This window comes from Actinoallomurus sp. CA-150999 (assembly GCF_050942425.1).
In the GTDB taxonomy this organism is placed as follows: Bacteria; Actinomycetota; Actinomycetes; order Streptosporangiales; family Streptosporangiaceae; genus Actinoallomurus.
On record NZ_CP192063.1, the window covers coordinates 1,305,643 to 1,324,878 of the forward strand.

Consider the following 19,236-nt stretch of genomic DNA (forward strand, 5'->3'; position numbering starts at 1 on the left):
ACGTCGTCCAGCCCCGTTCAGTGGTCCGCGAGCCGACCCAGGAGCGGGATCGCGCCGGCCAGGGCGCGCTGTTCTTCGGGGCTGAGCTCACTGCCGATCGCCTCGGCCAGCCAGCCGGCCCTCCTGGTCCGCTGGCTCTGCAGCGCGGCGCGTCCCGCGTCGGTGATGCCGAGCAGATTCTTGCGGCGGTCGTGCGGGTGCGGCCCGGAGGAGATCAGCTCGAGGGAGATGAGCTGCCCGACGGTACGCGCCATCGACTGGTGCCGTACGTGCTGCCGGTCGGCCAGTTCGCTGGTGCTCATGGGGCCTTCCCGGTCGAGGTTGCCGAGGACGGCCGCCTGCCCGGCGGGCAGGTCCGTCCGGTCGCGGGCCCGCCGCACCAACCGTCCGATGACCAGCCGTAGTTCGCGGGCGATTTCGTCGACGTCCACCTCGCTCACACGGGGACTCTACAGCCTTGCTGTATATTCGGCGGAGATATACAGCCAAACTGTACAAATTCGGAGTGAGGGGACGTCGGGCATGAAGCTGACGAAGCTGGGACACGCCTGCATCAGGCTGGAGAAGGACGGCACGACGCTGGTGGTGGACCCCGGCGGCCTGACCGGGCCGGGAGCGTTGGAGGGCGCCGACGCGGTGCTCGTCACCCACGAGCACTTCGATCACTTCGACGAGGGCGCGCTCCGCGCCGCGCTCGACGCGTCGCCGGGACTCCGCGTCTGGACCAACAGCGCCACCGCCGCCAAGCTCGAAGGACTGGGCGGCCGGGTCACGGCCGTCGGTCACGGTGACGCCTTCGACATCGACGGCATCGGCGTGGAGGTGTACGGGGAGTGGCACGCGGTCATCCATCCGGACATCCCGCGTATCGGCAACGTCGGGTTCCTCGTCGACGGGAAGATCTTCCACCCGGGTGACGCCTTCACCGTGCCGGAGCGGACGGTCGACACCCTCATGGTGCCGATCAGCGGCCCTTGGCAGAAGCCCGCCGAGGCCATCGACTACGTCCGCGCCGTCAAGCCGGCCCGCGCCTTCTCCGTGCACGACGAGATCCTCAGCGAGGTCGGCAAGACGCTCGTGAACGGCCTCCTCGGTGAGAACGGTCCGGGCACCGGCGCCGCGTACGACCGGCTCTCACCGGACGACGTCGTCGAACTCTGATGCGGGCGGCGGGGACGCCTCGGGGGCGTCCCCGCTGTCACCATGGGGCAACATTGCCGATGCCGAACGCGACTGTTGCGATCGGTTCACTCTTTGTTAAGCGCACCAAAATAGGATTTTGGGGGTAAACGCCGCCGCTCAGATTGCGGGATCAATGGGCAACTGGTCGTTTCTGGTCGTGGCCGTCGTGATCACGGCCCTGGCGTTCGACTTCACCAACGGCTTCCACGACACCGCGAACGCGATGGCGACGTCCATCGCGACCGGTGCACTACCTCCCCGAATCGCGGTGGCGATCTCGGGGGCGCTCAACCTGGTCGGCGCGTTCCTGTCCACGGAGGTCGCGAAGACCATCTCCGGCGGGATCGTCGACGACTCCCTCGTCAAACCATCGATGATCTTCGCGGGCCTGGTCGGCGCCATCGTGTGGAACCTCGTGACCTGGCTGCTCGGCCTGCCGTCGAGCTCGTCCCACGCGCTGTTCGGCGGCCTCATCGGCGCGACGTGGGTGGGCGCCGGGGTCAAGGGCGTGCACTTCAGCACGGTGATGGAGAAGATCGTCATCCCCGCGCTCGCCTCGCCGCTGATCGCGGGCGTGGTCGCGATGACGGCAACCTACCTGGCGTACGTGATCACCTCCCGTGGGGACCGGGACAAGGTCGGCCGAGGGTTCAAGGGCGGGCAGATCGCCTCGGCCTCACTCGTGTCACTGGCGCACGGGACCAACGACGCGCAGAAGACCATGGGCGTCATCACCCTCACGCTGATCTCCGCGGGCATCCTGGCGCACGGTTCCGGCCCGCCGTGGTGGGTCGTCTTGATGGCCGGCCTGGCGATCGCGTTCGGGACGTACATCGGCGGCTGGCGGATCATCCGGACGATGGGCAAGGGACTCACCGACATCGAGTCGCCGCAGGGCTTCGCGGCCGAGACCTCGGCCACCACCGTCATCCTGGCCTCGTCCCACCTCGGGTTCGCGCTGTCCACGACGCAGGTCTGCTCCGGCGCGATCCTCGGCGCGGGGGTCGGCCGCCGGCTCGCGGAGGTGCGCTGGAGCGTCGCGGGCCGGATGGTGCTGGCGTGGGTGTTCACGCTGCCCGCGGCGGCGGCGGTCGGAGGGGTCGCCGCGGCAGTGGCCGAGCAGGGCACCGTGGGGATCTCCGTGGTCTTCATAGCGGCGGTCGCCGTGGCGGTCGCGATCTACGCGATCTCCCGGCGGAACCCGGTGCACGCCGCCAACGTGAACGACCAACCGACGACGACGGTCCTGCCGCCTCCGCAGGCCTCCGCCGCGTGAGAGGGAGTACGTCGATGGACATCAAGTGGAACGCCCTCGGCGAGGTGGCCGCGGTCGCCTTCGCCGTCGGAGTGGCGATCGTAGTGATCTTCGCGGTCGGCATCCTCGCGTGGTCGTCACGCTCGCCCGAGGGTGCCCACCACGGCCGGGGGGAAAGCACGACGTTGGCGACAGTGGGGGCGGGCCTGTGCTTCCTCGCCTGCGCGGTGATCGTCGGCTACGGCATCTATCTGATCGTCCCGCAGTTCCACTGATCCGGCCTCGTCAGCGGCGCGGCGGCCCGGTCAGGTCCCGCGCCGCCCCGCAGGCCGGCGGTCCGGGGCGTCGGCGTCCTGGAGGAGGTGCTCGTCGGCGAGGTCGAGGACATCGCCGGGCGTACGTGTTCCTCATGACGAAGCCGTTCGCCACCGGAACCGTCCTCACCGTCGACGGCGGGAGCGTCCTCGTCTGAGCCGGACCACCGTGGCGACGGCGCCCGCCAGGCCGATCACGCCCACGACGACGGCCAGGTGGACGCCGTACGCCTGGGGGAGCCGCGAGGGATTACCGGCCTGGCGGCCGAGCCCGAGGACCATCGGCAGCGCCACGGCCGAGACCGAGCCCGCGAGGATCAACGAGACCCGGACCGGTCCGCGGTACGGCCCGGGGATCCGCCCCGTCAGCGCCGCCGCCGCGAGCAGCAGCGGGGCCAGCAGCAGGTCGTGGGCGAGGGCCGCGCCCACGAACCAGACGAACCAGCCCGCCGGGTGCGTATCGGCGGCGTCCGCGAGCAGCCCGACGCCGCCGACGCCGATCAGCGCCGCGCCGAGGCCGTAGACGACGAGCCGGCCCTTCACGACCGGCTCACCACCAGCCGGGCGATCCACTTGGTCTGCAGCACGCCGGGACGGTCGGGCGCGATCAGGCGGCACGGGTACCCGTGATCGAGCGACAGCGGCTCGCCGTTCAGATCCAGGGCGAGGAGCGTGAGCTCGTCGTGCCAGTGCGGAGGGTCCACCTCCGAGGTCCGGTATCGCCCGCGCGCCTCCAGCGACTCCACCCGTACGCGGGCGTCCGCGTCGACGCCCGCCGCGTGGAGGACGTCACGGAGCCGGACGCCCGCCCAGGTCGCCTCCGCGCTCCAGCCCTCGACACAGGCGATCGGCAGGCGTACGACATGGCGGGGCATGGCCCGCAGATCGGCGAGGGAGAGGGACAGTTCGCGCGTCACGTCACCGGTGACGGCGAGCCGCCAGGCCGGATCCCGGGTGACGCCGGCGGCCGCCGCGGTCTTGTTCACCGGCAGGCGTTGCGGTCCCACCCCCGGCCGGCGCGGGGCCAGCAGCGCCAGCCCGCCGAGCGGCGTGAACGTCTCCCCGACGGTCACCAGCCCGACCAGGCCACACGCCCCCGCGACGGTCGCGAGCACGCCCCGGCGGGACGGCCCCACCGGACGGGCGGCCGGCGCCTTGGTGCCCCACAGGCCGCGCACCTTGGCCCACTGGTTCGCGACGTGGATGAGGAGCGCACCGTAGACGATGTAGGCCGTCCAGTAGTGCGCCGCCGGGAAGAAGAACGGGAACGGATAGAAGTACGCGATATTGAACAGCCCGGTCACCAGCTGGAACAGCGCGCCGGCGACCAACGGGAAGACCAGCGCCCGTTCGACCGCGTGTCCCGCCGAGCGCACCGGCGGCCACTGCCACAGCTTCGGATAGACCGTCCACAGCTTGGCGAGCAGCAGCGGGATCGTGGCCAGGCCGCCGATCACGTGCAGGCCCTGTGTAAGGCGGTAGAGGCCGACCGGCCGGGACGGCCAGACCGCCCATCCCGGCGGGTGCTGCATGAAGTGACTGATCAGCCCGGTGACGAATGCCACGGTGAAACTCACACCTAGCCCGATACCGAGCCACGCGGCCGTACGCTCGTCGCCGGCCCTCCCACCGAGCCGCCGGAATGCGCCGAGTCGCTGGAATGCGCCGAGTCGCTGGAATGCGCGGAGCCGTGGGAACGCGCCCAACCGTCGGAGCCTGCCGAACCGGCGGAACGCGGCGATCAGCCGGTCGGGGCGAGGTCCGCGAACCATCGCTCGGCCTCCGTCCAGACCTCGGCGACGCGCAGCCCGGCCTGCTCCGCGTACCCGCCGATCGCGTCCCGCCCGACGTGCGCCCAGCGGAACCAGCCGCTCGCCCGCCGCCCGTCGCGCAGCCGTATCCATTCGGTGCGCGTCACCGAATGCAACTCGACAACGGCCCGGCCGCCCCGGTGCAGCAGCGCCTCGACACGGTGCAGCAGCACCACCGGGTCGCCGCCGATGCCGATGTTGCCGTCGGCCAGCAGCACCGTCTCCCAGCGTCCGGCACCCGGGACGTGGTCGAACACGTCGCGGACCAGGGCCAGCCCGCCCGCCGCACGCGTCATCTCCACGGCGTACGGAGTGACGTCGATGCCCAGTGCCGGCAGGCCACGCTCGGCGAGCGCGACGGTGAGCCGCCCGGGACCGGACCCCACGTCGAGGGTCGGCCCGGCGCAGCGGTCAAGCAGCGCGTCGTCGCCCGGCCGCCCGTCGCACCACTGGTCCACGGGCAGTCGCTCACGCCGCCCGTCGGCGTGCTCGATCTCCACCGCCCCGAGCCCGGCGAGCGAACCCTCGTACAAGCCGCCGATCACCGCGCGGCCTCCTCCGTCGGACGGGCTGCTGGGCCTACGGAAGCCAGGCTGTATTCGTTCGTGCGGGGACTCGGTACGGCCAGGGCGGTAAGCGTGGCCGCGAAGCGTGTTCCGGGGGCCTGTGCCGCCACTCGTACGGCGTCGGCGGCGGTGTCCACGTCGGTCAGCGTGTCGAGCGTGGTGACGCGCATGCCGCGCAGGCGGGCGCGCTGGTGCGCCCCCGTGTCCGGGCGGGACATCGGCACGCCGAGGAACAGCCGGGGATCGGGCTCGCGCAGGCCGATCAGCCAGAAGCCGCCGTCGGCGGCCGGTCCGAAGACCGCGTCCCCGTCCTCCAGACACCGTGCCGCCCGGGTGAGCGCGGCGGGAGTGACCTGGGGCGTGTCCATGCCGACCAGGACCGCGGCGCCGTCGGCGTCGGCGAAGGCGTTCGCGAGCCTCTCGTCGAGGCCCTCGCCCCGCTGCGGGATCACCTCGAACCCTTCCGGCAGCCACGGCCCCGGATGCCCGGCGAGGACCAGCACGCGCCGCGCCGCCGGGGTCGCGGCGACGGCGGCGAGAGTGTCGGCCAGCGCGGCCTCCGCCAGCGAGGCCGCCTGTTCCGGCGTGTACGGCGGTGTGAGCCGCGTCTTGACCCGGCCGGGCACCGGTTCCTTGGCGATGACCAGCAGCGTCGTCGACCCGCCTGCGGCCAGGTCGTCTTCCACTTCAAGGGCCGTCATACCGTCTCCAGCACGTGTCGCATGTCCTGGATCGCCCGCAGCGTTCCCCGTACGGTGCCGGTGACCTTGGAACGGCCGGTCCGCGGGTGGTAGGCGACGTCCGTCTCGGCGATGCGCCACCCTGCGGCGCGGGCTCGCAGCACCATCTCCAGCGGGTATCCGGACCGCCGGTCGGTCAGGCCCAGGTCGAGCAGGCGAGCCCGCCGCGCCGCCCGCATCGGTCCGAGGTCGCGCAGACCGGCGCGACGCGCGACGACGGCGTTGCCGAGCCGGGCATGCGGCGGCCAGGCGCGGAGCGACACCGGTCGCCGTCGGCCGAGCGCGAGATCGACCCCGGATGCGCCGTCGGGAGCCTTCGTGCTCAAGGTCGCCCTGTCCCACGGCCCGCTGTCGGGAGCGTTCGCGCCCATGGTGGCCCTGTCCCACGGCCGGCCGTCGGGAGCGTTCGCGCCTATAGCGGCCTCTTCCCATGACCCGCGGTCGGGACCGTTCGTGCCCATGGGGGCCCTATCCCACGACCTCCTATCGGGAGCGTCCGTGCGCACGGTGGTGCCGTCCGGCGGCTCGCCGTCGTCATCGGCGAGGAGGCCGACGACCTTGGGCAGGTCGGTGGGGTCGAGGGACGCGTCCGCGTCCATGAAGCAGACGATCTCGGCGCTCGCGGCCAGCAGCCCGGCGTGGCAGGCGGCGCCGAACCCACGACGTGGCTCGGGGACGACGAGTGCACCGTGCTCCGCGGCGATCTCAGCCGAGCCGTCGGTGGACCCGTTGTCGACCACGATCGGGCGATAACCCTCGGGCATCCTCGTCAGCACCCACGGCAGTGCGGCGGCCTCGTCGAGGCAGGGCAGTACGACGTCGATCATGTCGGCGACGCTACGCCCGGACCTCGGTGATCGACCCTTACGGAGTGATGACGGGGATCCGTGGCGGATCCGCTCGTGATCAACCTCGGCGTCCTGGTGTGCTCAGGTGGACGCCGAGCCGGAACATCCGTGGCCAACCCTTACGGAGTGATGACGTGTAGGGCGCATCCCCACTGGTCAGCCCTACTGTGAAGATGTGATCAGCTTCAGCGGGCCGGTGACCTCGCCCGGCAGCGAAGAGCATTCCTACGGTCCCTTGGGTGAGCCGGGCCGGGCGGCCGGACGGTTCACCGGCCGTACGGTCGCGCGCCGCCGCACGGCGCTCGCGGTGTGGGGCGCGATCATCGTGGTCGGGTTCGGAGCCGGCGCGATCCTCCGGTCCACCGGGCATCTCCCGGTGGACCGGTTCCCGCCGTTGCACGCGGAGCCCCGGCTGTTGATCGGGCCGCTGCTGCCCGCGATGGTCGTGGGGCTGGTCGGGATCACGGTCCTGCCGGTCGCGGCCCGACGGCTGCCGTGGGGGGCGGTGCTGCTGACCGCGTGGCTCGGATCGGCGCTGTGGGCCGTCGCCCTCCAGCTGCCGGACGGACTCGCCCGCCCGCTGACCGCCCCGACCGAGTACCTCGCGGGCCTGCCCGCGATCGGCGATCATCCGCTCCGCTGGCTCCGCGGGTTCGCGGCGGCGATGCAGGCGTACCCGACGCACGTGAAGGGCCATCCGCCCCTGCCGACCCTGATCCTGTGGGCGCTCCAGCGGGCGGGGCTGCGCGACGCGGGCTGGGCGGCGGCCTTGGTGATCACCGCCGGGAGCTCCGCCTCGGCCGCGATCGCGGTCACCGTGCGGAGGCTGGCCGGCGCCGACGCGGCCCGCCGGGCGGTGCCGTTCGTCGTCCTCGCGCCCACGGCCCTCTGGATCGCCACCAGCATGGACGCCTTCTTCCTCGGCGTCGCCGCCTGGGCGGTGGCCCTGGTCACGGTCGCCGCCACGCGGCCCGCTCCGGACGGGTTCGAAGGGGGAGTTCGACTGCTCCGGTCCACGTCGGGGGACCGCGGGCCGGGAGCGCGAGGATGGGCGGTGCTCGGGTGCGCGTTCGCGGGTGGGCTGCTGCTCGGCTCCCTGCCGTACCTGAGCTACGGGCTGCTGCCGATGTTCGCGCTGCCGCTCGCCGTCCTCGTCCTGACGCGACCGTCCCGAGGGGTTCTCGGCGCGCTGGCCGCAGGGTGCGTGGTCGTGCCCGCAGCCTTCACGCTCGCCGGGTTCTCCTGGTTCGCGGGCGTCGCCGGAACGCACACGGCCTGGGCGGCCGGCGGCGGAGCGCGCGCCCGGCCGTACGCGTACTTCCTCGTCGGCGACCTGTCCGTGCTGGCGCTGCTGATCGGCCCCGCGACCGCCGTGGCCCTCCCCACCGTGCTCGGACACGCGGCCGCCCTCGCCAGGGGCCGGTGGCGCAGCGCGGGTCGCGGGGCCGTTGCCGTCGAGAGGCCTGGCGTTCCCGCGTGGACCGGGCGGCTGGGGTGGGCGGTCGCCGCCGCGTTCGTCGGGATGATCGCCCTCGATCTGTCCGGGGTCACGCGTGGCGAGGTGGAGCGGATCTGGATCCCGTACGCCGCGTGGGCGACGATCGCGCCCGCCGTCGTCCGTCCGCCGGCCCGTACGCTGCTCCTCGCGCAGGTGGCCACCGCCCTCGTGATCCAGGCCCTGGTGAGGTCGCCGTGGTGAGATCCGAGACCGGCCGTGTCCTCGTGGTCGACGACGATCCGACCGTCGCCGACGTCGTCTCCCGCTACCTCGTCCGCGACGGGCACGAGGTCGTCTGTGTCGCCGACGGGCACGCCGCGCTGCGCGCCGCCGAGGAGCAGCCTCCGGACCTGGTCGTGCTCGACCTCATGCTGCCCGGCATCGACGGCCTGGAGGTGTGTCGCCGGCTCCGCGAGCGCTGGCCGGTGCCGATCGTCATGCTGACCGCGCTGGGCGAGGAGACCGACCGCCTCATCGGCCTGGAGACGGGTGCGGACGACTATGTGACCAAGCCGTTCAGCCCGCGTGAGCTGGCCCTGCGCGTGAGGTCCGTCCTGCGCAGGGCGCGCGGCGCGCTCGCCCCGACCGGTGAGACGATCACCGACGGCGACCTGACCGTGGACGCCGCCGCCCACGAGGTACGGCTCGGCGGGGAGGAGATCTCCCTCACCGCCCGTGAGTTCGACCTGCTGGCGTTCCTGATGCGCCATCCGCGGCAGGCGTTCACCCGCATGGACCTGCTCCAGAAGGTCTGGGGCTGGGAGTTCGGCGACTCGTCGACGGTCACCGTCCACGTTCGCCGGCTCCGAGAGAAGATCGAAGAAGACCCCACCGCGCCCCGGCGGATCCTCACCGTCTGGGGTGTCGGCTACCGATACGAGCCGCTCACATGATTCCTTTCACCGCGTTCGCCGAGGTGGTGGCGTACGCCGCCGGGGCCGCGCTGCTCGTCGGCGCCGCCGGCGTCTCGGCGCTGTACGCCCTGCGCGGGCGTTCCATCGCCGCCCTGCTGGCCGTCGTCTCGGCCGCCACCGTCCTGGCCACCGTCGCCGGCATCGTGGCGATCACACTGAAGATGCTGATCAGCGACCATGACCGGTCCGTCGCTCTGACGGTCACCGTGATCGGCGGGCTGGTCGGGCTCGGCGTGTCCCTGCTGCTCGGCCACCGGCTGATCGGCGGCACGCGCTCGCTGCTGGTGTCCGTACGGCGGGCGGGGGAGAGCGGACGGTTCCGCCCGCCGGAGCGGCGGCTGCCCGCCGAACTCGCCGAGCTCGGCACCGAACTGTCCACCGCCTACGACAACCTCGACGCCGCCCGTGCCCGCGAACGCGCGCTGGAGAGCAGCCGCCGCGAGCTCGTCGCCTGGGTGAGCCACGACCTGCGTACGCCGCTGGCCGGGCTGCGGGCCATGGCGGAGGCCCTCGAGGACGAGGTGGTGGCCGACCGGGCGACGGTGCGCCAGTACCACGCGCAGATCCGAGCGGAGACCGACCGGCTCACCGCGATGGTGGACGACCTGTTCGAGCTGTCCCGGATCCACGCCGGGGCGCTGCGTCTCTCGCGGCAGCGGGTCGGGCTCGGCGACCTGGTGTCGGAGACGGTCGCCGGGACGGAGCCGCTGGCCCGGGCCAAGGGCGTCCGGCTGCGCGGACAGGCGCAGGGAGCCCTGCCCGTGGAGGTGGACGCCGCCGAGCTCGGCCGCGCGCTGCGTAACCTGGTGGTGAACGCGATCCGGCACACGCCGGAGGACGGCGGCGTGGAGATCGTGGCGGGCGCGGAGGAGGGCATGGCGTACGTCGCGGTGTCCGACGCCTGCGGCGGGATCCCGGACGAGGACCTCCCGCGCCTGTTCGACGTTGCCTTCCGGGGCGAGGCCGCCCGCACGCCGGGCGGCGGGGCCGGCCTCGGCCTGGCCATCGCCCGCGGCATCGTCGAGGCCCACGCCGGCCAGATCGGCGTCTCGAACGCGGGCCCCGGCTGCCGCTTCATCGTCCGCCTCCCTCTAGGCGCCTGATTCGCGGGAGCCGCCCGCTCCGCAGTCGGCCTTCCTCTGGGTGCCTGGTTCCCAGGGGCGCCTCCCGCGTCGTTCGCCTCCACTGCGGCGCCTGATCCCCGGGGGGCTGCCGCTTCATTGTCCGCCTTCCTCAAGGCGCCTGATTCCCGGGGCGGGCTGGCGCTTGGTCGTCGGTCTTGCTCTGGGCGGCTGATTCCCGGGGCCGCCTCCGGCCCGGCGCTTGGCATCGAAAGGTGTCGCCGCGCCGGGCATGGCCCGTCGACGTCGACGCGTCCTGCGGGCAGACCGTTTCCGGTCGGCCCGCGCCGGTCGGTCGGAGGCCGCTTGCCCGCGTCGGCCCCGTCGACGTCGACGCGGCCTGCGGCGAGACCGTCTCAGGCGGGCCCGCGCCGGTCGGAGCCCGCTCGCCCGTGTCGGCCCGTCGGCGTCGACGGGAACTCAGGGCCGGGTGGCGAACTCGGCCATGCCCTCATCGAACGGAACGGCGGCCCGGTAGCCGAGCTCCGTACGGGCGCGGTCGGGCGAGGCGACGATGTGGCGGACGTCGCCCAGCCGGTAGTCGCCGGTCACCACGGGATCGGGCCCGCCGTACACCTTGGCGAGGGCGACCGCCATGTCGCCGACCGTGCGCGGCTCGCCGCTCGCGATGTTGTACGACCGCAGCGCGCCGGCCGGCGACCCCGGCGACTCCAGGGCCAGGACGTTGGCGCGGGCGACGTCCCGTACGTGGACGAAGTCGCGGCGCTGCCCGCCGTCCTCGAAGACGCGGGGCGGCTCGCCGCGTTCGAGGCTGGAGCGGAAGATCGCGGCGACGCCCGCGTACGGGGTGTCGCGCGGCATCCGCGGCCCGTACACGTTGTGGTAGCGCAGCGCCACGACGCTCCCGCCGATCGCGCGGGCCCAGGACGCGGCGAGGTGCTCCTGGGCGAGCTTGGAATCGGCGTACGCGTTGCGAGGGTCGACGGGTGCGTCCTCGCCGACGGTGCCCGGCATCAGCGCCGCGCCGCACAGCGGGCAGCGGGGCTCGAACCGGCCCGCAGCGAGGTCGGCCTCCTCCCGGGGGCCGGGCCGTACCCGCCCGTGCCCGGCGCAGTCGTACGCGCCCTCGCCGTAGACCACCATCGACGACGCCAGTACGAGCCGCCGTACGCCCGCCCCGGCCATGCCGGCGAGGAGGACGGCCGTGCCGAGTACGTTCGTCGAGGCGTAGGCGGGCAGGTCGGAGACGTCGACGCCCAGCCCGACCTTGGCCGCCTGATGGCAGACCGCGTCGGCGCCGATGAGGCACCGTGCGACGGTCGCGGCGTCCCGTACGTCCTCGCCCGACCGCAGGTCGAGCGGACGCACCTCATGGCCGTGCTCCTGGAGGGTCTCGACGATGTGGGATCCGATGAACCCGGCGGAGCCGGTCACGAGCACGCGCATGCTCGCACGGTAACCACGCCGAGACGGCCGGAACGGGGACGGCGGCGAGCCGTCCGCATTCCGTAAGAATCACCGCGTATGCGATCAGGCGGCGACTTCGGCGTCGAGGTTGCCGGCGATCCGCTCCAGGAGGCTCATCAGGGTGTCGTAGTCGTCGTTCGACAGGCCGTCGACCACGCGGGCGCGGGCGGCGTGCATGCGCTCTGCCACGCGGGCGTACGCGGCCCGGCCTGTGTCGGTGAGCGTGAGGTCGCTCTCGTCGGTCCGGGTGACCCAGCCGCGGTCGGCGAGTTCGTCGACGTACGGCCGCATCGTGGGCTCGTCGTCGGTGATGAACGGCGCCATGGCCTGGTCCAGTCGCTCCGGGCCGATCGGCCCGGAGGCGATCGTGTTGAGCACCTGCCAGAACCGCCGGTTCAGCCCTTCCTCGGCGAGTACGCGGCGGCCCATCTCCTCGATGCGCTGGTCGATGTGCTTCACCCAGTAGCCGAACGGGCGGGTCTGTCGTACGTCGGGGCGCTGCTGCATCGATGCCTCAACTTTCATGTAAAAGTGCATGCATTTGTAAGCTAGCATCCATGGATCCGATACGGCAACAAGAGGCCCTAACCGCGGTGGAGCGCGCCATGGTCGCCATCCGCCGCAGCCAGACGCGCCGCGCGATGAGCAGGCTCGGGCGGGATCTCGAGGGCGGCACCTTCGACCCGACCGTCTTCGGCGTCCTCGACGCGATCGAGGGGATGGGACGGCCTTGCACGGTCACCGAGGTGGCCGCGGCGCTCGACGTCGACCAGCCGAGGGCGAGCCGTCTGGTGGCGCGCGCCGTCGACGCCGGCCTGCTCGTCCGCCAGGCCGACCAGCGCGACGGCCGCCGTACGCCCGTCGCGCTCACCGACCGCGCCCGGGAGCAGCTCGATCGGATGCATCGGTTCCGGCAGGAGACGTTCGGGCGGGCGATGGCCGACTGGCCGGACGACGACCGGGCGACGTTCGCCCGGCTGCTGACCTCGTTCGTCGAGTCCTTCACCGCGCTGACCGCGGCACCCGGCGCCGGTGAAACTTTCAGCGGGGATCGGCCGCCTCCCGGCCGGTCGGCGGACCGGTGACCAGCAGGGGCGCGCACCGCGGCCGACACCGCCGGGCCGGCCCGTGCCCACGGCTTTGACGCGTGATCCGCCCCGGCGGAACCTGCTCCTGATCGGGAGACCCTTCAGGAGGTGCGATGTCCGGCGAACGACGAGTCGGTTCGGCCGTCGCGGTGTCACTGGCGTCGATGACGCTCGTCGCGCTCGGCGGCCCGGCGTCGGCGGCCACGGTCGTCACCGTGGCCCAGGACGGCAGCGGGAACTACACCACCGTCCAGGCCGCCGTGAACGCCGCGCCGTCCAACGGCTCCGGCTTTGAGATCGACATCAAGCCGGGGACGTACCGGGGCACCGTCTCGGTCCCGTCCGCCAAGACCCACGTCACCCTCAAGGGCCTCGGGTCGAGCAGGGACCAGGTCGTCATCGTCGAGAACCACGCGGCGAGCCAGTACGGGACGCAGGGCAGCGCGACGGTGTCCGTGTCCGCGAACGACTTCAAAGCCACGAACCTGACGTTCTCCAACGACTACGACGAGGCGAAGAACGGCAGCTCGCAGGCGGTGGCACTGGACCTGGGCGCCGACCGGGCCGTCCTGGACAACGTGCGCGTCCTCGCGAACCAGGACACGCTGCTGCTGTGGACGGCGAGCACGGGCACGGTCGGCCGCTCGTACATCCGCGCGTCCTACATCGAGGGTGACGTCGACTTCATCTTCGGCCGGGGGACCGCGGTGTTCGACCGGTCGGAGATCCACTCGCTGAGCCGCGGCTCGTCGAGCAACAACGGGTACGTCACCGCGGCTGCCACGAACAAGGCCAATCCCTACGGCTTCCTGTTCTACAAGTCGACGCTGACGAGCAACGCGCCGGCCAAGTCGGTCTACCTCGGCCGCCCCTGGCACCCGTCCAACGACGCCAACGCGGTGGGCCAGGTCCTGTTCCGCGAGTGCACGCTCGGCGCGCACATCCGCAACGACCCCTGGACGGACATGTCCGGGTTCTCGTGGAAGGACGCGCGCTTCTCCGAGTACGCGAACACGGGCGCCGGTGCGGCGGTCAACTCCAACCGGCCGCAGCTGAGCGCCTCCCAGGCGTCCTCCTACACGCCGGCCCGCTACCTGGCCGGCTCCGACGGCTGGAACCCGGTCTACTGACGGAGGCTGAGATGCCCAGACCTCGTCCGCGCAGGTGGCTGCCCGCCCTGAGCGCGCTGCTGCTCGCCTGCGCCTCCCCGGTGGCGGCCGGATCGCCTGCCGGCGCAGCCCGTCCGGCGGCGATGCCGTCCGCGTCCTCGCCGGTGACCGGCAACGCGACCTGGTTCACCGGGCTCGGCTCCCCGTACGGCGGGTGCGGGCTGCCGCAGGCGAACCTCGACAGCCAGGACTTCGTCGCGCTCAACGTCTTCAACACCCCGCACGACTACAACGGCTATCCCCGTCCGATCGCGGCGTCGGACGCGGCCCGCATGGGGATCTTCGCCAACGGCCAGAACTGCGGCCGGTACGTCCAGGTCACGATCGGCGACTACTGCACGGGCGTCAACGACGGAGCGCCGAACCAGGCGTTCTGCCGGAACGGCTCCTGGGTCGCCGACGCCTACAACGGCGCGACGCTGACGATGCTGGTGGGAGACAGCTGCGCCGACGGCAACGCCTGGTGCCGCGACGACCCGTACCACCTCGACCTCGCGCAGGCGTCGCTGAACCGGTTCGCCAAGAACGGCACACCGGTCGGCGACATGTACCCGAACCACTGGAACAACCGGCACATCAGCTGGCAGTTCGTGTCCGCGCCCGGGTACAGCGGCGACATCAAGATCGGGTTCCTGCAGGGCGCGCAGGTCTGGTGGCCGGTCATCGCCGTCTCCCACCTGCCGAACGGGATCCACGGTGTGCAGTACTACGACGGGAGCACCTGGAAGAACGCGACGATGGACAGCGACATGGGCCAGGCGTACGTCATCGGCGCGACCGCGACCGCCGGCCGCGACTTCCGGATCCGCGTGACCGACGCCAACGATACGCTGATCAACGGCGGCCGCATCTATTCGTTCTCCCTCCCGAGTTCGTGCGGAAACTCCTGCAGCCCGGCCTACACAGGGGTGACCTACACAACGAGCTGACCAGGGCCTCATTGCCGCCGTCGTTGACCGCAGAAGGTGGAGATAACGGCCATCTGCGGTCCACGGCGGCGGCGGTGAGACACCATCGGCGGCGAAGTGGCTTCGGTTTCTCGGCACGCAGTGGCGCTTACCCGTCTCCCGCGCGCTCCCGTACCGTCGCCGTGTGATCGTCTTCGCGCACCTCAGCGACACCCACCTCGACGGCTCGCCGCGCGCCGCCGCGCGTACGGAGGCCGTCATGGCCTACCTCGACCGGCTGCCGTACGACCTCGACGCCGTGCTGGTCACCGGGGACATCGCCGACCATGGCCTGGCCACCGAGTACGAGGAGGCGCGCACGGTCCTGGCGTCGCGGCACCCGGTGCTGACCTGCCCGGGCAACCATGACGTCCGCGGCCCGTACCGGCAGGTGCTACTCGACGCACCGGCCACCGACGGCCCCGTCAACCAGAAGCATCGCGTCGCGGGGGCGGTGTTCGCGATGTGCGACTCCTCGATCCCGGGGCGGGACGACGGCCGTCTCGACGACGAGACCCTGACCTGGCTGGAGGGGGTGCTCGCCGATACGCCGTCCGGAACGCCGGTGTTCATCGTCTTCCATCACCCGCCCGTCGTCCTGCATGCCCCGTACGTCGACGCGATCCGGCAGTTCGGCGAGGACCGGCTCGCCGGGCTCATCGCCCGTCACCCGAACGTCGTCGCCGTCCTCTGCGGCCACGCCCACACTCCGGCGGCGACGACGTTCGCGGGCCGGCCGCTGCTGGTCGCGCCCGGGGTCGTCTCCACCGTCCGCCTGCCGTGGGAGACCGGCACGTGGGGTACGGGCACGGACGGCCTCGTCGACCACGACCTCCCTCCCGCGCTCGCCTTCCACGTCCTGGACGACGAGGGGCGGCTGACCACCCACTATCGGGTGGTCGTCGTCTGAGGGTCATGGGCCGGTGACTTCGTACGGGGCGAGGGCGCCGAGCCTCCCGCGCTTGCCTTCCACGTCCTGGACGACGAGGGGCGGCTGACCACCCACTATCGGGTGGTCGTCACCTGACCGTCACGGGCCGGTGACCTGCCAGGTGACGTCGTACGGGGCGAGGAAGCCGAGGAAGTCCGCCGGGTCGAACGCCTGAGCCGGGGTCAGCGCCCCCGCCCGCCTCTCACCGGAGACCCGGCCCTCGTCGGCGGCGAGCCGCCGCGCCCCTTCCACAGCGATCACCGCGGTGAGCCCGTACGGGTCGGGGCCGGTGACCCAGCCACGTGCCCGGCCGCCCCGGCCGTCGTCGGCCTGGGCGACCATGAGCCACCGGGCGGCCCGGCGGGCGTCCTCGTCCGGCGTCTCGGGGATGCTCTCCACGACGTCCGGCGTCAGCGCCAGGAACATCGCGGCCACCTCGGCCGCCACGACACTCCGGACGCGGCGCGCCGACACGTGGCGCGGCACGGTGACGACCCCCGGCAGCGCGAACGGCGTGACCGGCACCTCTTCGTCCGCGCCGGGTACGACGAGCGACGCGGGCGCGTCATCACCGGCCGGGACCCAGGCGCCGTCGACGTAGTCGACCGCCCCTTCGGCGAACACTTCCGCCATCGTTCGCGCGGTCCCGCGCGAGGCCCCACCGGGACGCCGCATGTCCGCGATGAGCAGCTCCTCGACCGGCGAGACCCGCTCGGCCGTCAGGTGCGCGATCAGGTCGCCGGGGCCACCGTCGTCGGCGAGTGCCGGAACGACCGCGACTCCGGCGCGTTCCGCGTCGGCGTCGTACGCCGACAGGATCCGGTCGATGTACCGCTGCTCACCGGTGGTGTCGACATAGTGCCGGCCCGCCGCGATGGCGGCGCGCACCACGGGTTCGCCCCGTGACGTGAACGGCCCCGCGCAGTTGACCACCGCGTCGCAGTCGCCGAACGCGTCGGCCAGGGCCGCGGGGTCATCCAGGCCCGCGACACGGACGTCCCCACCTCCGGCCTCCACGGCGGCCTTGCGCAGGCGTTCCTCGCTCCGGCCGACCAGGACCGGGGTCATGCCCCGACGGCGTACCTCGGCGACCGCGAGCCGGCCCGTGAATCCACTGGCCCCGTAGACGGCGATCCTCATCTCGTTCTCCCTGAAGGTCTCGGGCGGATCGCGGCACGTCCGCGACCTCGCCCGGGAATCACCGTAGGAATCGCGAGCGGCCGATCCCATGCCCGTACGTCCGCGTTCCATGTCCGATCGTCTTGCTCGTGTGTTGTGGGCCGTACGGTTGGTGCATGGACGTGCTGAGCGACGCGATCGCGGTGATGCGCACGGGCCGGCCGCACTCGTCACGGACCCGGCTGTGCGCCCCGTGGGGGATCCGGTTCCAGCCGCAGGAGGGCGCCGGGTTCCACGTGATCCTGCAGGGTTCCTGCTGGCTGATCCCGGCCCGCGGCGAGCCCGTCGCGCTGAACGTCGGCGACGTCGTCTTCCTGCCGCGCGAACTCGGCCACGGGATCGCCGACACCCCGTCACGGCGCCTGGCCGACGTCCGCCTCACGTACGACGACCTGCCGCTCGGCGGCGAGGGCCTCTACCTTGGCGCGGACGCGGACGACGGTTCCGGCACGCGGACCGCAGGCGACGGGCCAGGCGTCCGGACCGCGGGTGACGGGTCGGGCGTCCGGACCGCAGGCGGCGGGTCGGGCGTCCGGACTGCGGGCGGCGGGTCGGGCGTCTGGGGCGGGCGTGACGGGTCGGGTGTCCGGACCGAGATGCTGTGCGGCGCGTACCGCCTCGACCACTCGCGGGCCCATCCGCTGCTGACGGAGTTGCCCGACGTCGTTCACCTGCCCGCCCGCGTCGGCCGGCATCCCGCGCTGCGGGCCGCGATCGACCTGCTCGGCCACGAGCTCGGCGCCCGTCCCCGCCCCGGCGGGGACGCCGCACTGTCCGGACTGCTGGACCTGCTCCTGCTGTACATCCTTCGCGCGTACTACGAGGACCAGCCCGATGAGGTGACGGCCGGCTGGGGCGCCGCGCTGCGCGACCCGGCCGTCGCGGGCGCGTTGCGCGCCGTCCACGAGGACCCCGCCCGGCCGTGGACGGTCGAGTCGCTCGCCGCCCAAGCCGGGCTGTCGCGAGCGGCCTTCGCCCGGCGCTTCACGGCCATGGTCGGCTCGCCACCGCTGGGCTACCTCACGTGGTGGCGGATGACGATCGCGGCGCGGCTCCTCCGCGACACCGACCTGCCACTGCGCTCAGTGGCCGAACGCACCGGCTACACCTCGGAGTTCGCCTTCGCCAGGGCGTTCAAGCGAGAGTTCACGACCGCCCCCGGCCGGTACCGCGCGGGTTCACCGGCCGCGCAGTCATCGCTTACAGGCTGACGAGGCGCTGCGGCGTTTCGGGTGCCTCGGGTTCACTGGGCGCCCCGTCATGGCTCACGGGCTGGTGACGCGCTGCGGCGTTTCGGGCGCCGCGGGTTCGTCGGGCGGGGGCTGACGACGTGTGGGGGCGCCTCGGGTGCCTCGGGTTCACCGGGCGCCCCATCATCGCTTACGGGCTGGTGACGCGCTGCGGCGCTTCGGCGCTGCGGGTTCGCCGGGCGGGGGCTGATGAGGCGTGGCGGCACTTCGGGTACCGCGCGTCCATCGGGCACCTCGTGAGCGCTACCGGGTCGATGACGCGTGGCGGCGCTTCGGGCATGCGGTCATCGCTCACGGGCAGCCAGCGCGCTGCGGCGCTTCCGGGTGACCTCCTGGCCGATCGCGAACAGCAGCCACGCGAACGCCGTGCCGTCGTCGATGATGCCGACGGGCAGGAACACGTCCGGGATCAGGTCGACGGGGGAGAGGATGTAGATGACGACGGCGATCATCGCGATGATCTTGCCTTTGCTCGTCCGGTACATCTGCTCCTGGACCCGCGCCTGCACGCCGCCCCGGATCACCCCGGAGGAAGACCGTGCTCCGGTCGGCCGGGGGGTACGGCGCAGCCGGACGATACCGACGACGAGCAGGACGCCGCCGACGGCCATCCCGACGATGCCGACCGTGCGAACGTCGAGGGTCCCGACGTCACCGCCGACGGCGAATGTCAGGATCGCGCCGACGAAGAGGACGAGAGCGCCCAGCCAGGCCATTGCTCCTCCGAAGGGTCGCGGACACCGCGAGTATCTCCCGCTTTCGCCCACATATTCGCAGCGCACGCCGACGACCACCGTACGGGCGTCGGCGCCGCACGCCGTCACTGAGACGCCGCACGGGGACTATCGGTGCCACGGGACGGTCAGCAGCCGCGGCACGGGGGAGTACCGGTGTCACGGGGTGGTCAGCAGCCGCCGTACGGGCGTCGGCGCCGTCCGCGAGACGCCGCACGGGGGGTATCGGTGCCACGCCGCTGTCGCCGGGCGCCGGGCGCC

Annotated in this window: 21 protein-coding genes; 11 read left to right on the forward strand and 10 right to left on the reverse strand. The window is 72.6% G+C overall.

Going from position 1 to position 19,236, the window contains the following annotated elements; all coding sequences use genetic code 11:
• Nucleotides 1-17 precede the first annotated feature (17 nt).
• Nucleotides 18-440 (reverse strand): MarR family winged helix-turn-helix transcriptional regulator, encoded by a 423-nt coding sequence (locus tag ACQP2O_RS06230; RefSeq protein ID WP_433180724.1) that lies wholly within the window; start codon nt 438-440, stop codon nt 18-20.
• A gap of 82 nt (nt 441-522) precedes the next feature.
• On the opposite strand from ACQP2O_RS06230, the gene ACQP2O_RS06235 reads away from it, so the two are divergent.
• From ACQP2O_RS06235 to ACQP2O_RS06245, 3 genes are all read left to right on the forward strand, one after another.
• Nucleotides 523-1,161: an MBL fold metallo-hydrolase gene (locus ACQP2O_RS06235; protein ID WP_433180725.1), complete on the forward strand. Its 639-nt coding sequence runs from the start codon at nt 523-525 to the stop codon at nt 1,159-1,161.
• A gap of 154 nt (nt 1,162-1,315) precedes the next feature.
• Nucleotides 1,316-2,458, forward strand: coding sequence for an anion permease (locus tag ACQP2O_RS06240; RefSeq protein WP_433180727.1), 1,143 nt, complete (start codon nt 1,316-1,318; stop codon nt 2,456-2,458).
• A gap of 14 nt (nt 2,459-2,472) precedes the next feature.
• Nucleotides 2,473-2,712, forward strand: a complete 240-nt coding sequence (locus ACQP2O_RS06245; protein ID WP_433180729.1) for a hypothetical protein — start codon at nt 2,473-2,475, stop codon at nt 2,710-2,712.
• Nucleotides 2,713-2,877: 165 nt separating this feature from the next.
• On the opposite strand, the gene ACQP2O_RS06250 is transcribed toward ACQP2O_RS06245, so the two are convergent.
• The 5 genes from ACQP2O_RS06250 to ACQP2O_RS06270 all read right to left on the reverse strand — a co-directional run bounded on the left by ACQP2O_RS06250 (nt 2,878) and on the right by ACQP2O_RS06270 (nt 6,695).
• Nucleotides 2,878-3,294 carry a hypothetical protein gene (locus ACQP2O_RS06250; RefSeq protein WP_433180730.1) on the reverse strand — a complete coding sequence of 139 codons (417 nt, stop codon included), beginning with the start codon at nt 3,292-3,294 and terminating at the stop codon, nt 2,878-2,880.
• A complete protein-coding gene (locus ACQP2O_RS06255) occupies nt 3,291-4,328 on the reverse strand; it encodes a molybdopterin-dependent oxidoreductase (protein ID WP_433180732.1) in 1,038 nt (345 codons plus the stop codon). The genes ACQP2O_RS06250 and ACQP2O_RS06255 overlap by 4 nt, the downstream gene beginning before the upstream one ends.
• Before the next feature lie 164 nt (nt 4,329-4,492).
• Complete coding sequence (locus tag ACQP2O_RS06260; RefSeq protein WP_360901272.1) at nt 4,493-5,107, reverse strand: class I SAM-dependent methyltransferase; 615 nt, start codon at nt 5,105-5,107, stop codon at nt 4,493-4,495.
• Complete coding sequence (locus tag ACQP2O_RS06265) at nt 5,104-5,829, reverse strand: TIGR04282 family arsenosugar biosynthesis glycosyltransferase (RefSeq protein WP_433180734.1); 726 nt, start codon at nt 5,827-5,829, stop codon at nt 5,104-5,106. The genes ACQP2O_RS06260 and ACQP2O_RS06265 overlap by 4 nt, the downstream gene beginning before the upstream one ends.
• A complete protein-coding gene (locus tag ACQP2O_RS06270; RefSeq protein WP_433180736.1) occupies nt 5,826-6,695 on the reverse strand; it encodes a glycosyltransferase family 2 protein in 870 nt (289 codons plus the stop codon). The genes ACQP2O_RS06265 and ACQP2O_RS06270 overlap by 4 nt, the downstream gene beginning before the upstream one ends.
• 196 nt (nt 6,696-6,891) lie before the next feature.
• Here ACQP2O_RS06270 and ACQP2O_RS06275 point away from each other — a divergent pair, with 196 nt between their 5' ends.
• The 3 genes from ACQP2O_RS06275 to ACQP2O_RS06285 are packed head-to-tail and all read left to right on the forward strand — an operon-like array spanning nt 6,892 to nt 10,231.
• Nucleotides 6,892-8,415 (forward strand): hypothetical protein, encoded by a 1,524-nt coding sequence (locus tag ACQP2O_RS06275; RefSeq protein ID WP_433180737.1) that lies wholly within the window; start codon nt 6,892-6,894, stop codon nt 8,413-8,415.
• Nucleotides 8,412-9,107 carry a response regulator gene (locus tag ACQP2O_RS06280; protein ID WP_433180739.1) on the forward strand — a complete coding sequence of 232 codons (696 nt, stop codon included), beginning with the start codon at nt 8,412-8,414 and terminating at the stop codon, nt 9,105-9,107. The genes ACQP2O_RS06275 and ACQP2O_RS06280 overlap by 4 nt, the downstream gene beginning before the upstream one ends.
• The gene (locus ACQP2O_RS06285) at nt 9,104-10,231 is read left to right on the forward strand and encodes a sensor histidine kinase (protein ID WP_433180741.1); all 1,128 of its coding nucleotides are present in this window, start codon (nt 9,104-9,106) and stop codon (nt 10,229-10,231) included. Before ACQP2O_RS06280 ends, ACQP2O_RS06285 begins: the two co-directional genes overlap by 4 nt.
• A 438-nt stretch (nt 10,232-10,669) precedes the next feature.
• On the opposite strand, the gene ACQP2O_RS06290 is transcribed toward ACQP2O_RS06285, so the two are convergent.
• Both ACQP2O_RS06290 and ACQP2O_RS06295 read right to left on the reverse strand, forming a co-directional pair.
• Nucleotides 10,670-11,656: an NAD-dependent epimerase/dehydratase family protein gene (locus ACQP2O_RS06290; protein WP_433180743.1), complete on the reverse strand. Its 987-nt coding sequence runs from the start codon at nt 11,654-11,656 to the stop codon at nt 10,670-10,672.
• Nucleotides 11,657-11,740: 84 nt separating this feature from the next.
• A complete protein-coding gene (locus tag ACQP2O_RS06295; RefSeq protein WP_433180745.1) occupies nt 11,741-12,202 on the reverse strand; it encodes a MarR family winged helix-turn-helix transcriptional regulator in 462 nt (153 codons plus the stop codon).
• A 32-nt stretch (nt 12,203-12,234) separates the two neighbouring features.
• Here ACQP2O_RS06295 and ACQP2O_RS06300 point away from each other — a divergent pair, with 32 nt between their 5' ends.
• The 4 genes from ACQP2O_RS06300 (at nt 12,235) to ACQP2O_RS06315 (ending at nt 15,791) form a co-directional block, all read left to right on the forward strand.
• On the forward strand, nt 12,235-12,762 hold the full coding sequence (locus ACQP2O_RS06300; RefSeq protein ID WP_433180747.1) for a MarR family winged helix-turn-helix transcriptional regulator: 528 nt from the start codon (nt 12,235-12,237) through the stop codon (nt 12,760-12,762).
• 116 nt (nt 12,763-12,878) lie between these two features.
• Nucleotides 12,879-13,895, forward strand: coding sequence for a pectinesterase family protein (locus ACQP2O_RS06305; RefSeq protein ID WP_433180749.1), 1,017 nt, complete (start codon nt 12,879-12,881; stop codon nt 13,893-13,895).
• An 11-nt stretch (nt 13,896-13,906) separates the two neighbouring features.
• Nucleotides 13,907-14,863: a hypothetical protein gene (locus ACQP2O_RS06310; protein ID WP_433180751.1), complete on the forward strand. Its 957-nt coding sequence runs from the start codon at nt 13,907-13,909 to the stop codon at nt 14,861-14,863.
• A 163-nt stretch (nt 14,864-15,026) separates the two neighbouring features.
• A complete protein-coding gene (locus ACQP2O_RS06315; RefSeq protein ID WP_433180753.1) occupies nt 15,027-15,791 on the forward strand; it encodes a metallophosphoesterase in 765 nt (254 codons plus the stop codon).
• 120 nt (nt 15,792-15,911) lie between these two features.
• On the opposite strand, the gene ACQP2O_RS06320 is transcribed toward ACQP2O_RS06315, so the two are convergent.
• Nucleotides 15,912-16,952, reverse strand: coding sequence for a saccharopine dehydrogenase family protein (locus tag ACQP2O_RS06320; protein ID WP_433180754.1), 1,041 nt, complete (start codon nt 16,950-16,952; stop codon nt 15,912-15,914).
• Nucleotides 16,953-17,107: 155 nt separating this feature from the next.
• Between ACQP2O_RS06320 and ACQP2O_RS06325 the strand changes: the two genes are divergently transcribed.
• A complete protein-coding gene (locus tag ACQP2O_RS06325) occupies nt 17,108-18,202 on the forward strand; it encodes an AraC family transcriptional regulator (RefSeq protein WP_433180756.1) in 1,095 nt (364 codons plus the stop codon).
• A 323-nt stretch (nt 18,203-18,525) separates the two neighbouring features.
• On the opposite strand, the gene ACQP2O_RS06330 is transcribed toward ACQP2O_RS06325, so the two are convergent.
• On the reverse strand, nt 18,526-18,957 hold the full coding sequence (locus ACQP2O_RS06330; protein WP_433180758.1) for a YkvA family protein: 432 nt from the start codon (nt 18,955-18,957) through the stop codon (nt 18,526-18,528).
• Nucleotides 18,958-19,236 lie beyond the last annotated feature (279 nt).